Origin of the sequence: Achromobacter sp. JD417, assembly GCF_041879325.1 — a bacterium.
Classification (GTDB): Bacteria; Pseudomonadota; Gammaproteobacteria; order Burkholderiales; family Burkholderiaceae_B; genus Achromobacter; species Achromobacter mucicolens.
In genome coordinates this window covers 1,393,061-1,406,720 of record NZ_CP087159.1, presented here as the reverse complement: position 1 = coordinate 1,406,720, position 13,660 = coordinate 1,393,061, and the positions used below count along the sequence as shown (strand labels likewise).

At 66.5% G+C, this 13,660-nt stretch carries 10 protein-coding genes; 2 read left to right on the top strand and 8 right to left on the bottom strand.

The features are described from left to right. The first annotated feature begins 265 nt into the window (after window positions 1–265). A complete protein-coding gene (locus tag LN047_RS06440) occupies window positions 266–3,361 on the top strand; it encodes an Rne/Rng family ribonuclease (protein ID WP_373981354.1) in 3,096 nt (1,031 codons plus the stop codon). Between the two features lie 98 nt (window positions 3,362–3,459). Here LN047_RS06440 and LN047_RS06435 read toward each other — a convergent pair whose 3' ends face one another. Further along, window positions 3,460–4,356, bottom strand: a complete 897-nt coding sequence (locus tag LN047_RS06435) for a LysR family transcriptional regulator (RefSeq protein ID WP_056322728.1) — start codon at window positions 4,354–4,356, stop codon at window positions 3,460–3,462. A 159-nt stretch (window positions 4,357–4,515) separates the two neighbouring features. Here LN047_RS06435 and LN047_RS06430 point away from each other — a divergent pair, with 159 nt between their 5' ends. After that, window positions 4,516–5,451: a dihydrodipicolinate synthase family protein gene (locus LN047_RS06430; protein ID WP_056321873.1), complete on the top strand. Its 936-nt coding sequence runs from the start codon at window positions 4,516–4,518 to the stop codon at window positions 5,449–5,451. A gap of 97 nt (window positions 5,452–5,548) precedes the next feature. Here the strand turns inward: LN047_RS06430 and LN047_RS06425 are convergent, their stop codons facing one another. The 7 genes from LN047_RS06425 to argE all read right to left on the bottom strand — a co-directional run bounded on the left by LN047_RS06425 (window position 5,549) and on the right by argE (window position 13,580). Beyond that, window positions 5,549–7,096 carry a UxaA family hydrolase gene (locus LN047_RS06425; RefSeq protein WP_373981353.1) on the bottom strand — a complete coding sequence of 516 codons (1,548 nt, stop codon included), beginning with the start codon at window positions 7,094–7,096 and terminating at the stop codon, window positions 5,549–5,551. Between the two features lie 87 nt (window positions 7,097–7,183). Continuing rightward, window positions 7,184–8,191 carry a tripartite tricarboxylate transporter substrate binding protein gene (locus LN047_RS06420; RefSeq protein WP_313690188.1) on the bottom strand — a complete coding sequence of 336 codons (1,008 nt, stop codon included), beginning with the start codon at window positions 8,189–8,191 and terminating at the stop codon, window positions 7,184–7,186. Between the two features lie 304 nt (window positions 8,192–8,495). After that, complete coding sequence (locus tag LN047_RS06415; RefSeq protein WP_373981352.1) at window positions 8,496–9,044, bottom strand: acyloxyacyl hydrolase; 549 nt, start codon at window positions 9,042–9,044, stop codon at window positions 8,496–8,498. A 285-nt stretch (window positions 9,045–9,329) separates the two neighbouring features. Next, window positions 9,330–10,205 (bottom strand): acetyl-CoA carboxylase, carboxyltransferase subunit beta, encoded by an 876-nt coding sequence (accD, locus tag LN047_RS06410; RefSeq protein WP_056321862.1) that lies wholly within the window; start codon window positions 10,203–10,205, stop codon window positions 9,330–9,332. A gap of 37 nt (window positions 10,206–10,242) precedes the next feature. Further along, window positions 10,243–11,106: a tryptophan synthase subunit alpha gene (gene trpA / locus LN047_RS06405; RefSeq protein WP_373981351.1), complete on the bottom strand. Its 864-nt coding sequence runs from the start codon at window positions 11,104–11,106 to the stop codon at window positions 10,243–10,245. Window positions 11,107–11,108: 2 nt separating this feature from the next. Further along, a complete protein-coding gene (trpB, locus tag LN047_RS06400; protein ID WP_056322725.1) occupies window positions 11,109–12,308 on the bottom strand; it encodes a tryptophan synthase subunit beta in 1,200 nt (399 codons plus the stop codon). Between the two features lie 120 nt (window positions 12,309–12,428). Beyond that, window positions 12,429–13,580 carry an acetylornithine deacetylase gene (gene argE / locus LN047_RS06395; RefSeq protein WP_062840548.1) on the bottom strand — a complete coding sequence of 384 codons (1,152 nt, stop codon included), beginning with the start codon at window positions 13,578–13,580 and terminating at the stop codon, window positions 12,429–12,431. Window positions 13,581–13,660: the final 80 nt, after the last annotated feature.

Genomic DNA, 13,660 nt, shown 5'->3' with positions numbered 1-13,660 from the left:
AAAGCACCAGCTGCGTGTAGGCAACCAATCCGACCGCAGCTGCCGTTCCCCAGCACAACTCCGTCAAACCACATTCAGTGAAGCTGACCCTCCTGCTGAAAGAACCCCGTGCCCCACGGCACGACGTGCCCGCCTGACCCGCGGCGGATACGCCTGGGCGCCGCCCAGGTACGGTCCGCATCTTCTTGCCCGCTTCAGCCGCAGCCCGAGTGGCCCGAGGTCACGCGCCGATATCGGCGCGTCATGACAACGGAGAAACCCTCTCATGAAGCGCATGCTGTTTAATGCGACGCATCAGGAAGAATTACGCGTCGCTATCGTCGATGGGCAAAAACTCATCGACCTTGACATCGAGACTGCCGGCCGCGAACAGCGCAAAGGCAACATCTACAAAGGTGTCATCACCCGGATCGAACCCGGCCTCGAAGCTTGCTTCGTCAACTACGGCGAGGACCGCCACGGCTTTCTGCCCTTCAAGGAAGTTGCCCGCAGCTTCTTCAAGGAAGGCATCGATGTCCGCACCGCCCGTATCCAGGACGCCCTGCGCGAAGGCCAGGAACTGATCGTCCAGGTCGAAAAGGAAGAACGCGGCAACAAGGGCGCTGCCCTGACCACGTTCATCTCGCTGGCCGGCCGCTACCTGGTCCTGATGCCCAACAACCCCCGCGGCGGTGGTGTTTCGCGCCGCGTCGAGGGCGAGGACCGCCAGGAACTGCGCGACACGATGGAGCAGCTTGACCTGCCCCAGGGCATGAGCATCATCGCCCGCACCGCAGGCATCGGCCGCAACGTCGAGGAACTGCAATGGGACCTGTCCTATCTGCTGCAGCTCTGGACCGCCATCGACGGCGCCGCGCGCGACAACTCCGCGCCCATCCTGATCTATCTCGAATCCAGCCTGGTCATCCGCGCGATCCGCGATTACTTCTCGCCGGAAATCGGCGAGATCCTGATCGATACCGACGAGATCGCCGACCAGGCCACCGCCTTCATGAGCGTGGTGATGCCGGACAACGTCCAGCGCGTCAAACGCTACCGTGACGACATCCCCCTCTTCTCGCGCTTCCAGATCGAACACCAGATCGAGACGGCCTACTCGCGCACCGTGCAACTGCCCTCGGGCGGCGCCATCGTCATTGACCACACCGAAGCGCTGGTGTCCGTCGACGTGAACTCGGCCCGCTCGACCCGCGGCGCCGACATCGAGGAAACCGCGCTGCGCACCAACTCGGAAGCGGCAGACGAAGTGGCCCGCCAGTTGCGCCTGCGCGACCTGGGCGGCCTGATCGTCATCGACTTCATCGACATGGAAGACAGCAAGAACCAGCGCGCCGTCGAACAGCGCCTGCGTGATGCCCTCCATTTCGACCGTGCCCGCGTCCAGATGGGCAAGATCTCGCGCTTTGGCCTGATGGAACTGTCGCGTCAGCGCCTGCGCCCCGCCCTGAACGAAGGCTCGCACATCACCTGCCCGCGCTGCAACGGCACCGGCGTGATCCGCGACGCCGAGTCCAGCGCCCTGCACGTGCTGCGCCTGCTGCAGGAAGAAGCCATGAAGGAGAACACCGCGGCGGTCCACGCCCAGGTGCCCGTCGACGTGGCCACCTACCTGCTGAACGAAAAGCGCGCCGACATCACCAAGATGGAAGCCCGCCTGAAGGTCAACCTGATGCTGATCCCCAACAAGCATCTGGAAACGCCGCACCACCACATCGAGCGCCTGCGCCACGACGACCCCCGCCTGGAAGAAGTGAAGACCAGCTTCGAACTGGTGGAAGCGCCGGCCACGGATGCGCCCTGGCAGCCCCGCGAAAGCGAAATCAAGTCGCGCCCGGAAGCCCTGGTCAAGGGCATCACGCCCTCGCAGCCCGCTCCCGTCTCCACGCCCGCAGCGCCGGCCGCGGCACCTGCCGCGCCCGCAGCAGGCGCCGGTCTGGGCGGTCTGTTCAAGCGGCTGGTCGGCTGGCTGACCGGCGGCTCCGAGCCCGCCAAGCCCGCGCCCGCCGCTGCCGAGGAAACCGCCAAGCGCGCCGCCCCGGCCCGTGGCAAGGGCCGTAACGGCCATGACGGCCAGGACCGCCGCGGTGAACGCCACAGCTCCGACCGCAACCGCAATCGCCGCGGCGAAGGCCGTGGCGAAGGCGCCGAGGCCACCGAAGGCGGCCGTCACCACGTGCGTGGCAATCGCCGCTCGGACGCCGAGCGCGGCGAACGCAACAACCGTGGCGAAGGCCGCGGCGAGCGCGACACGCCGGCCGCCACCCAGGCAGCCCTGGCGTCCGCCCGTCCTGAACAAACCCCTGAGCTCAACGGCGAGGACACCGGCGCAGGCCGCAACCGCCGTCGTGGCCGTGGCCGCAACCGCCGCGAGGAAGGCCAGGCCGACGCGCCAATGAGCGAACAGGAAAGCATGGTCGCCGCGCTGGCCCAGACGGTCGCCACCGCGCTGCCCGACGCCAAGTCGGATGCCAAGCCTGCCGCCGAAGCTGCCATGGACACCGCTGACGCCGACGATCTGTCCGCCGAAGCTATCCCGGGCGTTGAAGGCGCCGAAGGCGCGGCCGATCCGGAGCGCAAGCGCCGCCGCCGCCGCAGCCGCCGTGGCCGCCGCAGCCAGGACGAAGCTGGCTTGGCCGGCAGCGACGAGCAGCAGGAAGACGGCGCCGAAGACGCTGGCGAGCAGCAGGCCGAAGGCGTCGACGCCCAAGCCGCCGAGCCGGTTCAAACCGCAGCCGCCGAGGCAGCGCCCGCCGCAGCCCAGCAGGTTCAAGCGCCGGCCCAGCCCGTGCAGACCGCCGCGCAGCCCGAGCAAGCCCCGGCCGAACCGGTTCAAGCGCCCAAGGCTGAGCCCGTCCAGGCCGCAGCAGAGCCCGCCGTTGAGCGCGCGGCTGAGCCCGCGATCGAGCCCCTGACCCAAGCCGCGGCTGAACCTGTCGCCCAACCAGTCCAGACCGCGCCCGAAGCGACCCCGCCCGTCACCGTGCAACCCGCAAGCGAGGCTTCGGTCCCCGCCGCGCCGGTGCAGGCGCCGGTGGAAGCGCCCGCCGTCGAACCGGTCGTCCCGGCTCCGGCAGCTGCGCCCGCCCCTGCGCCCGTCGCGCCGGCCCCCTCGCCCGTGGCTCCGGCCAGCGCGCAGCAGCCCATCGTGGTGCCCGCCGCCGCCCCCGCCGCCAAGGCGCAGGCCTTGCACGACGTGGTCAACGCCGCTGGCCTGAAGTGGGTGGAAACCGATCCGGAACGCCACGCACAGACGCAGCAACGCATTGCCGCCTCGTATGCGCCGGCTCGCCTGGGCCGCGAGCGCAAGCCCGTGACGCCCGTCTCGAACGAGCCGCTGGTTCAGGTCGAAACGCGCCACTAAGCCGCTAGACCGCCAGGCCCCCAGGGCCTGGCCCTGAGAAGCACAACACCCCGCACACCGGAAACGGTCTGCGGGGTGTTTTTTTGCCTCGAGCGGCGTCAGTCGCTTGCCGAATGGCGCGCCTGCGGATCCAGAGCGCGGCCCGCTTCCTCCACAAAGGCTTCCGCCAGGGCCGAATGCGGCATGTGACGCGCCCACAGAATGCCCATCCGGCGCAGCGGCGCTCGGCCGGGCAGCAGCACACGCTTGACGCGGCGGCTGTCGAGCCAATCCGGCGCCCAATCCGGCACCAGCGACACGCCCAGCCCCTCCGAGACCATGCAGGCAATGCCCATCAGGCCGTCGACCTCCAGCCGCTCGCGGGGCGCAATGCCATGCTGGCGCAGGTACTGGTCGGCCAGCCGCCCGCCCCAGACATTGCGGTCGTAGCGGATGAAGGGTTGCGTGCGCATCAGCTCGTGCGCGTCGTTGCCCGGCGTGTCGGGCGGGGCAAGCACGACCAGCGGCTCCTCGGTGACCTGCTTCCAGGCGTAGCCCTTGGACAGATTGAATTGCGGCTTGACGATGAACGCCGCATCCAAGTCAGCGTTGATGACGCGGTGGTACAGATGGTTGGAAGTGCCGGGTTCCATGAAGACCGCCAGCTTGGGCATACGCCGGTACAGCCGGGCCAGCACGATGGGCATGATGCCGGTCAAGGCCGACGCCGAGACGCCCAGGCGCAGCTCGCCGAGCGGCGCGTCGTCCGCGGCGCTGGCCCGCAGGTCGCGCACCTCGCGCAGCACGCTGCGGGCGCGCTCGAGCACCTTCAGGCCGGCTTCGGTCGCCTTGACGCTGCGGCCCACACGCTTGATCAGCGTGGCGCCCAGCTCTTCTTCCAGCGTGCGCACGCGCGCCGCGATGGCGGCGGGGGTCAGGTCCAGCCGCCGCGCGGCCTCGGCGAGCGAGCCGCTCTCGATGACCGACACAAAGCTCTGCACATAGCGCGTATCCACGGTCCCCCCCTTTTCTTGACGTGTGGCAAACCACAACAATTTTATGGATTGAAGCCATTAAACAGCAGATGTTCGCAGGACAGATCAATGCCAGAATCGGAAATCGCAGCCGCGCGTGCGCGGCGCGCTTTTTCCATCCTTCCAATAACGAGTAGAGACATGACGACCCCTGCCCGCATTCCCGGCGTTTTTTCTCCTGTCCTGACGCCGTTCGACGAGCGCTATCGCCCGGCACTGGGGCGCTACGTGAAGCACTGCCGCTGGCTGCGCGAACAGTCCGTCGGACTGGCCATCTTCGGCACCAACTCCGAGGCCAACTCGCTGTCGCTGGAAGAGAAGCACACGCTGCTGGACGCGCTGCTCGAAGCGGGGGTGGAACCGTCGGCGCTGATGCCGGGCACGGGCGCCTGCGCGCTGCCCGATGCCATTTCGCTGACGCAGCATGCCGTGCGCAGCGGCAGCATGGGTGTGCTGGTCCTGCCGCCCTTTTATTACAAAGGGGTCAGCGACGAAGGCCTTTTCCGCTACTACGCCGAGCTGATCGAGGGCGTGGGCGACGACAAGCTGCGCATGTATCTCTATCACATCCCGCCCGTGAGCCAGGTGCCGCTGAGCCTGGCCCTCATCGAGCGTCTGCTCGATCGCTATCCCGGCATCGTCGCCGGCGTGAAGGACAGCGGCGGCGATTGGGCCAACACTGCCGCGATGATCGAGCGATTTTCGCCCCGCGGATTCCAGGTCTATGCGGGCAGCGAGGCATTCCTGCTGCAGACCCTGCGCGCGGGCGGCGTGGGCTGCATCACGGCCACGGGCAACGTCAATCCTGGTCCGATCGTGGCGCTCCAGCAGCGCTGGCAAGAGGCGGATGCCGACGAGCGTCAGGCGGGCCTGAACGCCACGCGCAACGTGTTCCAGCAATTTCCGATGATTCCCGCCATGAAGGCGGCCATCGCCTGGAAGTCCGGCGATGCGGCTTGGGCCACGGTAAGGCCGCCGCTGGTGGAACTGAATGCCTCGCAGACAGAGGGGCTGAAGGCCGCGTTGCAGGCAAACGGGTTTGAGATGCCGGGCGCCGCCGCGCTGTCCGACGCCTGAGCGTTTTTGCACCACGTGGACGGTCCTCACGCGGCCGCTTCCAAACGCGGACGGTCCACACGCTGACCGTCCGCGGCACCGCCGGCTTGCAAGGCGGTCAGCTCACCACGCCGATATTCCAGGGCACGAATTCGTGGTCCCCCAGTCCCAGCAACTCGCTCTTGCTGCGGTCGCCGGAGGCCACCCGCAGGATTTCCTCGAAGATCCGCTGCGCCACCTCTTGCAGCGTTGCCGTGCCGTCCAGGATGTCGCCGCAGTTGACGTCCATGTCTTCGGTCAGACGGTCGAACATCGGCGTATTGGTGGCCAGCTTGATCGAGGGCACCGGCTTGGCGCCGAACATCGAGCCGCGGCCGGTCGTAAAGCAGATGATGTTGGCGCCGCCCGCGATCTGCCCCGTTGCCGACACGGGATCGAACCCCGGCGTGTCCATGAACACCATGCCCGGCTGCCGGACAGGTTCCGCGTAGCGGTAGACCTCCATCAGCGCCGTGGTGCCGCCCTTCATCGACGAGCCCAACGATTTTTCAAAGATGTTGGCCAGGCCGCCCATCTGGTTGCCCGGACTGACCTTGCCGTTGATCTGCACGTCGCGCCCCGGCGAGTACTCTTCCTTCCACCAGCGGATGCGCTGGACCAGCTTCTCGCCGACTTCGCGGTTGCGTGCCCGTGACGTCAGCGTATGCTCGACGCCATAGATTTCCGGCGTCTCCGACAGGATGGCGGTGCCGCCATGCCGCACCAGGATATCCATCGCCGCGCCCAGCGCCGGATTGGCGGTGATCGACGAAAAGCCATCCGATCCGCCGCATTGCAGGCCGATCTTCAGGTGCCGCGCCGGCACCGGCTCGCGCCGCACGTCGTTCGCGGCCGGTAGCATCGCCTTCACCGCGGCGACGCCGGCCTCGATCGTTTTTCGGGTGCCGCCCGTCTCCTGCATGATGAAGGTCTGCAGCCGCGCGCCCGCCTCCAGGCCCTGGTCCTTGAGCAACGCATCGAGCTGATTGCGTTCGCACCCCAGGCCCACGATCAGCACGCCCGCAAAATTTGCATGACAGGCGTATCCGCCCATCGTGCGCCGCAAGAGGTCCATCGGCTCGCCGGACATCTCCATGCCACAGCCCATGCCGTGACTCAACGCCACCACGCCATCCACGTTGGGATAGGCGTCCATGACATCCTGTGTGAACGCGGCCGCAATCCGATGCACCACCGTGGCCGAACAGTTCACCGTGGCAAGAATCCCGATGTAGTTGCGCGTGCCCACCTGCCCGTTGGCGCGCACGATGCCCTGGAATTGCGCCTGCCCCGATTCGGGCAGGATTTGCGTCGGGACGTAGTCCCGCGCGTGGGCATAGTCGCGGTCGAATTCCTGGAAATCCATGTTGTGCGAATGCACGTACGTGCCCGCCGGGATGTCGGTGGCGGCAAAGCCGATGCAGACGTTGTATTTCAGGATGGGTTCGCCGGCGCGCAGATCGCGCGCCGCGATCTTGTGGCCGGCGGGCACCTGGCTGCGGCTGACAAGGTTTTCGGAGGGCACGGCAGTGCCGATGCCGATGGGCACGCGAGCCACCACGACGTTGTCTGCGGAATGCAGCCGGATGACGGGGCCGGCGGCGCGTTTTTCGGTGAAGTCGATCATGTCATTGTCTCGGGTGAATGAATGGGAGCCGCCGGTGAACGGCTCCCGCTGACGCCCGCCCAGGGGCGCCAGCACGTGGTGACCGCGTTATTCCGGCTTGATGCCGATGTCGCGGATCAGCACCGACCAGCGCGGCAGTTCGGCGCCCACGAATTGGCTGAAGGCCGCCGAATCGCTGCCCACCACCGTGAACCCCTGCTCGCTCAGTTTGGCCTGCATGTCCTGTTGCGCCAGCGCGGTGCGGATGGAATTGGACAGCTTCTCGATCACCGGCTTGGGCGTCTTGGCCGGCGCGAACACGCCATACCAGGTCGACACCTCGAAGTCCTTGAAGCCCGATTCGGCCAGGGTGGGAATCTGCGGCGCCTTGGGATCGCGCTTCAGGCTGGTGATCGCCAGCGGGCGCACCTTGCCCGAGGCGATGTGCGGCAGCGCCACCGGCAGGTTCGCAAACATGTAGGGCACGTGGCCGCCCAGCACGTCGGCGATCGCCGCCGATTCGCCCTTGTAGGGCACGTGCGTGACCTTGGTGCCGACCCGGTGCGCGTACAACTCACCCGCGATGTGTTGCGGGCCGCCCTGGCCGGAGGACGCATAACTGAGCGCGCCGTTGCCCGCCTTGCGGATGTGCTCGGTCAGCTCGCCGACGCTCTTCACATCGATCATCGCGGGGTTGACCACGAGGATGAGGGGCATCGTCACGATCTGCGATACCGGTTCGAAGTCGGTCTCGGGTTTGAACGGCAGCGTGGGGAACAGGGACGGCGCCACGACCATGGTGGATTGCGATCCCAGGAACAGCGAGTAGCCATCGGCGGGCGAGCGGGCCACGTTGTCGGCCGCGATCGTGCCCGTGGCGCCGGCGCGGTTTTCCACCACCACCTGCTGACCCAGGCTGTCGGCCATCTTGGCGCCCACCAGCCGCGCCACGATATCCGCGCCGCCGCCCGGCGCGAAGCCCACGACCATGCGCAGGGGCTTGGCGGGAAATTCGTCGGCCAGCACGGTGACCGGGGCGGCCACCAGCGACAGGGCAAGGCCGGCGGCGCCGGCAATGCGCGCCAAGCGGCGCGCCTTCATACAGGGGTATTTCATCTGCGTCTCCGTGTGCCGCCTGCCGGGCCCTGCCCGATCACGCACACAGCGGCGGATCGAAGCCTCCCACGACGGCTCGTTGTGGTTTTGGGTGCTGCCAGGGCATTCTGGCCATTGCACTCAACACCAACAAGTACGTGAACACGCAGTCAAACGATAATTTTTTTTGTGGTTTCAGGGGTAGCCGAGGGAGCACCGGCGTCAGAGGCGAGGCACAAAAAAAACCACCCGTGAACGGGTGGTTTTCAAGATCTGCGCCCGGAACGTTCCGGCAGGCGGGAACGCTCAGGACGTCACGATGCGATCAGAACTGGTACGTGTAGGTGAGTTGCACCACGTCTAGGCCCGGGTTCGGGCGCTTGATACTGGCATTCGAGAAGTGCGAATAGCGCAGGCCGATGCGGTTGTTCGGCGTGAGAAGGAAGCCAACGCCGACGTGGTCGCCGAACTGGAAGGCCGTGCTGATGTTTTCGTCGGCGAAGCGCGTGCTGGAGAACAGCGTGGCGCCGATACCCGCTTCGATGTAGAAGCGTTCGCCGGTCCACCAGCGGAACATCGGGATCGCGCTGAACTGCCACACATGGCCGGGCGAACGCGAACCGTCAGCCTGCCAGTACGAGGCGCCGAATTCCGGCGTCAGGTCCAGCCGGCCCCAGTTGCCGCCGAATTGATAGGTCCAGAGCGAGGCAGTCTCGTAGTTCAGGGTCAGGCGCTTGTAGTGATCGCCAATGCCGTAGTGCAGGCTGACACCGCCCTGCGTGCCCTCGGACGATTGGGCGCTGGCAAAGGTGGCAACGCCTGCCAGGGCCAGGCCGGCAAGGCGCGTCAGCATTTTCTTCTTCGTCGACTGCATGGGATTAACTCCATCTATTTCTGGACTAACGGGGAACATTAGCAAAATCCGGACCAAGCCGCCTTACGCCTGTCGCAATATGGCAACAAACCGACATGAAAAAGACTGTTCCGGGCCACGCGTAATTCAAGCTTGCGATTTTGCGCTAGGCCGCCTTAGCAAGTAGCGTGCCCAAGCTTTAAACCTGCGCACAAAAACAAAAATGCCGCCCGAAGCACGAAGCTGCCGGCGGCATTTCCGAAGCCGGCGCGGCCGTCATGCGGCAGCGCGGCGCCGGCAGCATTGTCAGGCAGTAACCACGTCGGCCGGCTGATTGGTCAGCAGCGCCAGCAGGCGGGCGATTTCTTCGCGGAGCTGGCGGCGATCCACAACCATGTCGATGGCGCCCTTTTGCAGCAGGAATTCCGCGCGCTGGAAGCCTTCCGGCAGCTTTTCCCGCACGGTCTGTTCGATCACGCGCGGGCCGGCAAAGCCGATCAGCGCCTTGGGTTCGGCAATGACGACGTCACCCATGAACGCAAAACTGGCCGACACACCGCCCATCGTGGGATCGGTGAGGACGCTGATGAACGGCAGGCCCGCGGCCGACAGGCGGGTCAGCATGGCGTTCGTCTTGGCCATCTGCATGAGCGACAGCAGGCTTTCCTGCATGCGCGCGCCGCCCGAAGCGGCCACGCAGATGAACGGCGTCTTGTTGTCCAGGGCCGCCTGCGCGCCGCGCGCAAAGCGCTCGCCCACCACCGAGCCCATCGAGCCGCCCATGAATTCGAATTCAAAGCAGGCCAGCGTGGCGGGCACGCCGCGGATCGAGCCGCTCATGACGACCAGCGCGTCGGATTCGCCTGTGGCCTTGACGGCCTCTTGCAGGCGCTCGGGATACTTGCGCGTGTCCTTGAACTTCAGGGTGTCGACCGAACGCGTGGTCTGGCCGATTTCAACGCGGCCTTCCATGTCGAGCAGCGAATCGATCCGGGCGCGAGCCCCGATCCGCATGTGGTGGTCGCACTTGGGGCAGACGTGAAGGTTGGCTGCCAGGTCTTCGCTATACAGCACCGATTCGCACGACGGGCATTTCACCCACAGGCCTTCGGGAACGCGGCGGGCGCCGCTGTCGCTGGTTTTGTTGATGCGAGGCGGCAGGAGTTTATCGATCCAGCTCATTGAGTATTCATCCCGTTTGAGATCGCGACCCGGCCGCTCAGGCCGACGCGTTCTCTCGTTTTACTTGATCCAGCGCCTGCCGGATGGTGCGCAGCCAGCCGCTGGCGGCGGCGACTGCGGCGTCGGTTTGCTGGGCAGCCGGTGCGTTGGCGACCGCCTGCTCCATGGTTTCAATCAGTTTGCTGCCAATGACCACGGCGTCGGCCGATCTGGCCACGCGCTGGGCGCTTTCGGCATCGCGGATGCCGAATCCCACGCCGACCGGAATGTCGCGCACGTGGCGGCGAATCAGGGCCACGCGGTCGGCGACGTCGTCGGTGTTCAGCGAACCCGCGCCCGTCACGCCCTTGAGCGACACGTAATACACGTAGCCGCGCGCCACCGTGGCGACGGCCTTGATGCGTTCTTCGGTGGACGTGGGCGCCAAAAGGAAGATGGGCGCAATGCCGTGCTCACCCAGGGTGGCGGCGAACTCGAGGACTTCCTCGGGCGGATAGTCCACGACCAGCACGCCGTCCACGCCGGCCTGCGCCGCGCGGCTGGCGAATTCCGCCTGCCCCATGCGTTCGATGGGATTGGCGTAGCCCATCAGCACCACCGGCGTCGCGGTGTCGCGCTGGCGGAAATCTGCCACCAGTTCGAGCACGCGGGCCAGGCCCACGCCCTGCGCGATGGCGCGGTCGGCGGCGCGTTGGATGACGGGGCCATCGGCCATGGGATCCGAGAACGGCACGCCCAGTTCGATGACGTCGGCGCCGGCATCCACCAGCGCGTGCATCAGCGGCACGGTGGCGCCGGGGGAAGGATCGCCGGCGGCGATGTAGGGAATCAGGGCCGCGGCGCGGCCGGACTCTGCGGTGCGCGCGAAAGCCGCGGCAATGCGATCAGTGCGGGTTGTCATGTTCAGAGCTCGATGCCGGCGCGTTCGGCGACGGTGTGCATGTCCTTGTCGCCGCGGCCCGACAGATTGACCAGGATCACGGCGTCGCGCGGCAGCGTGGCGGCCATCTTGACGGCTTGCGCGATGGCGTGCGAGGACTCGAGCGCGGGCATGATGCCTTCGATGCGGCAGCAGTCGTGAAAAGCCTTCAGGGCTTCCTCGTCGGTAATGCCGACGTATTCGGCGCGGCCGGAATCCTTGAGCCACGCGTGTTCCGGGCCGACGCCGGGATAGTCCAGGCCGGCGGAAACGGAATGCGTTTCCTGGACCTGGCCATCCGCGTTCTGCATGACGTAGGTGCGGTTGCCGTGCAGCACGCCCACCTGGCCCGCGGCCAGCGATGCGGCGTGCTTGCCGCTGTCCATGCCCTCGCCCGCCGCTTCGACGCCGATCAGGCGCACTTCTTCGTGGGGGATGTAGGGATGGAAGATGCCCATGGCGTTGGAGCCGCCGCCCACCGACGCCACGACGTAGTCGGGCTGGCGGCCGATGGCCTCGGGCATCTGCGTCAGGCATTCGTTGCCGATGACGGTCTGGAAATCGCGCACCATGCGGGGATAGGGGTCGGGACCCGCCACCGTGCCGATGATGTAGAACGTGTTTTCGATGTTGGTGACCCAGTCGCGCATGGCTTCGTTCAGCGCGTCCTTCAGGGTGCGCGAACCGGAAGTCACGGGCACCACGGTCGCGCCCAAGAGCTTCATGCGGTAGACGTTGGAGGCCTGGCGGCGCACGTCTTCGCTGCCCATGTACACCACGCATTCCATGCCGTAGCGGGCGGCGACGGTGGCCGTGGCCACGCCGTGCTGGCCCGCGCCGGTTTCGGCGATGACGCGCGGCTTGCCCATGCGCTTGGCCAGCAGGGCCTGGCCGATGCAGTTGTTGATCTTGTGCGCGCCGGTGTGGTTCAGGTCTTCGCGCTTGAACCAGATCTGTGCGCCGCCGACCAGCTCGGACCAGCGCCGGGCGTGGTAGACGGGGCTGGGCCGGCCCACGAAATGCTTGAGTTCGTAGTTGAACTCTTCCAGGAAGGCGGGATCGACCCGATAACGGTCATAGGACGCGCGCAGTTCATCGAGCGCGTGCATCAGCGTTTCCGCCACGAAAACACCGCCATAAGGCCCGAAATGGCCCTTGGCATCCGGAAAGTCGTAAGGTTTCACCAAAGCATCTCCCCCGGCATCGCGGCAGGCCACTGCCGGCCGCAAATCCGGTTTGCAACCCGTCATTTTACCTGACGCGGACGGCACCGGCGTGCCGCCCGCCCCCAGGAGGTCCGCTCGTCAGAGCGACTGCCCCATGCGGCGCAGGAAGGTTTCGCAGGCGGCAAGCTGGTCCAGCGCCACGTATTCGTTGGGCTTGTGGGCCTGTTCGATGTGGCCGGGGCCGCAGACCACCGTGGGAATGCCGATCCCCTGGAAAAGCCCCGCCTCGGTGCCGTAGGCCACCTTGCGCGTGGCGCGGTCTTCGGTCAGGGCGCGCACGAGCTGGGTGATGGCGGCTTCTTCCGAGGCTTCCAGGGCGGGCGCGGCGGCGCCGGTCTCGATTTCGATGCTGGCGCCGTCGAATTCGGCCTTCATCTTCGGCAGCAGCTCTTCGCGCACGTATTTTTCGACTTCGGCCTGGATGTCGTCGGGGCGCATGCCCGGCAGATTGCGGAATTCGTAGGTGAATTCGCACAGTTCGGGAATCGTGTTGACCGCGATGCCGCCCCGGATCTGGTTGGTGGTCATCGTGGAGAACGGCACGTCGTAGAACTGATCGTAGGGGCCGTTGGCCTTGAAGCTGTCCGCGAGGTCGCGGATGCGGCAGATCAGGCGGGCGGCGTATTCGATGGCGTTGCAGCCGCGCGGCGTGAGCGAGGAATGCGCCGCCTTGCCGTGGACCTTGCAACGGAAGAGATTGATCCCCTTGTGGGCCACCACGACCTGCATGCCGGTGGGTTCGCCCACGACGCAGCCCTCGGGGCGGATGCCGCGTTCGTGCAGGTCGGCCAGCATGTACGGCGCGCCCGCGCAGCCGACTTCCTCGTCATAGGAGAACGCCAGGTGGATGGGCTTCTTGCGCGGCATGGCCATGAATTCCGGCACCAGGGCCAGGGATCCGGCAATGAAGCCCTTCATGTCGCAGCTGCCGCGGCCATAGAGCAGACCGTCTTTTTCGACGAGTTTGAACGGGTCCGTGCTCCAGTCCTGGCCATCCACGGGCACCACGTCGGTGTGGCCCGACAGGACGATGCCGCCCTGCTGGTTGCCGTCTTGCGCCGGCAGCGTGGCAAAGAGGTTGGCCTTGGTGCGCTCGGGGTTGTGCGCCAGCCATGCCTCGACGCCCTGGCCCTTGAGCCAGTCACGGACGGTTTCGATCAGGGCAAGATTGGAATTGCGGCTGGTGGTGTCAAAGCCAACCAGCGTTTCCAGCCAGGTGCGCGCGTTCATGTCACTACTCTCGTGGGGAAAAGACGCAGTGTAAAGCCAGGCAGCGGCCGCGTCTCGGGCCCCTTGCGGACGATTGCCAG

Coding starts and splice junctions, on each gene's coding strand:
- LN047_RS06440 (WP_373981354.1), top strand. CDS start 266: ATGAAGCGCATGCTGTTTAATGCGACGCATCAGGAAGAATTACGCGTC.
- accD (WP_056321862.1), bottom strand. CDS start 10,205: ATGAGCTGGATCGATAAACTCCTGCCGCCTCGCATCAACAAAACCAGC.
- LN047_RS06420 (WP_313690188.1), bottom strand. CDS start 8,191: ATGAAATACCCCTGTATGAAGGCGCGCCGCTTGGCGCGCATTGCCGGC.
- argE (WP_062840548.1), bottom strand. CDS start 13,580: ATGAACGCGCGCACCTGGCTGGAAACGCTGGTTGGCTTTGACACCACC.
- LN047_RS06415 (WP_373981352.1), bottom strand. CDS start 9,044: ATGCAGTCGACGAAGAAGAAAATGCTGACGCGCCTTGCCGGCCTGGCC.
- LN047_RS06425 (WP_373981353.1), bottom strand. CDS start 7,096: ATGATCGACTTCACCGAAAAACGCGCCGCCGGCCCCGTCATCCGGCTG.
- trpA (WP_373981351.1), bottom strand. CDS start 11,106: ATGACAACCCGCACTGATCGCATTGCCGCGGCTTTCGCGCGCACCGCA.
- LN047_RS06430 (WP_056321873.1), top strand. CDS start 4,516: ATGACGACCCCTGCCCGCATTCCCGGCGTTTTTTCTCCTGTCCTGACG.